The organism is Desulfovibrio sp. 1214_IL3152, assembly GCF_036763055.1.
Classification (GTDB): Bacteria; Desulfobacterota; Desulfovibrionia; order Desulfovibrionales; family Desulfovibrionaceae; genus Desulfovibrio.
Map to the genome: position 1 here is coordinate 1 of NZ_JBAIYW010000413.1, position 1,347 is coordinate 1,347.

General features: G+C 61.3%; 1 protein-coding gene. It reads left to right on the forward strand.

All coding sequences use genetic code 11. The annotated features are described in order from the left end of the window. Positions 1 to 430: 430 nt before the first annotated feature. Positions 431 to 1,347: AMP-binding protein (locus V6C07_RS08790; RefSeq protein ID WP_333536027.1), on the forward strand; the 917-nt coding region annotated here is incomplete at its 3' end.

Genomic DNA, 1,347 nt, shown 5'->3' on the forward strand with positions numbered 1-1,347 from the left:
CCGTGACGGATCTGGACGGCTACGCGCCTTTTATCGCTTCGGGCATGCTTTCCGCGCCCAAGGCGCGGGTTTTGCTCATGCTGGCGCTGGCCCGGGCCGCCCGGCAGGGAACAGACAGCCCACAGGCGCTGTTTGCAAGTGTGCGCCGGGCTTTTGAGCGTTGCCGCGAGGTGTAGAAACGCGGAACATGAGGATATTTTTGCTGTTTGCGCCGGGTATGCCGCGTCGCAGAGGCATTTGACTTGCCTGACGGGTTGAAAAGACGCACAATCGCCCAGCGCTGCCCTGGCGACGTGTTGCCGTATCGCCCGGCGTTGTGTCGTGCAGGCATAACTCATGCTATTTATGCAACCGTATTTTAAAGGTTTACGGCGCTCTTCACGGCACGTAGCCATTAACCCCGCCTCAAGATCAAAGGAGCCGCAGAAGCATGTCATACCGCTTCATTCCACAGCTTGCGGATGAGGAAATCCGCCTCCGCCAGGAGGAAGGCCTGCGCCGGACAGTGCGCCGTGCCTGGAACTCTCCCCAATACAGCAGCAAGCTGCGCGCCTGTGGTCTTGAATCTGACGGCGCCATTGGCCTGGATGACCTTTCGCGTCTGCCCACAGTGGACGTGGACGACCTGCGCGAGGGATATCCCCTGCCTCTGCTGTGCGTGCCGCCCGCTGAGGTGGTGCGCGTTCACGCCTCCAGCGGAACCACGGGCAAGCGCAAGATTCTGGCCTATACGGCGGCGGACGTGGAAACATTCAATCTGCAGATGGCCCGCTGTTATGAGCTGGCCGGGCTGACCGCCGAAGACCGCATGCAGATAGCCGTGGGTTACGGCCTGTGGACGGCCGGAGTGGGTTTTCAGGGCGGCAGCGAAAAGATGGGCATGCTCACCGTGCCTGTGGGACCGGGCAATCTTGAGATGCATTTGCAGCTTTTACAGGACCTTGAATCCACCTGTTTCGGCGCCACGGCCTCTATGGCCCTGCTGCTGGCCGAAGAGGTGGAACGGGCCGGCCTTGGAGAGCGGCTCAAACTGCGCAAGATGATCTGCGGGTCTGAGGCGCGCAGCGAAAAAATGCGCCTCACCATAGAAAGCAAGCTGGGACTTGAGGGCTGTTACGACATCGCGGGCATGACAGAAATGTACGGTCCCGGCACGGCCATAGACTGCGATGCCCACGACGGCCTGCACTATTGGGCGGATTTGTTTATCATCGAGGTGCTTGATCCCGTCACCCTGCAGCCCGTGCCTGAGGGCGAGGTGGGCGAGATGGTGGTGACCAGCCTGTGCAAGGAGGCCGTGCCGCTGTTGCGCTATCGCACCCACGACCTGTGTCGCCTGTTGCCGGG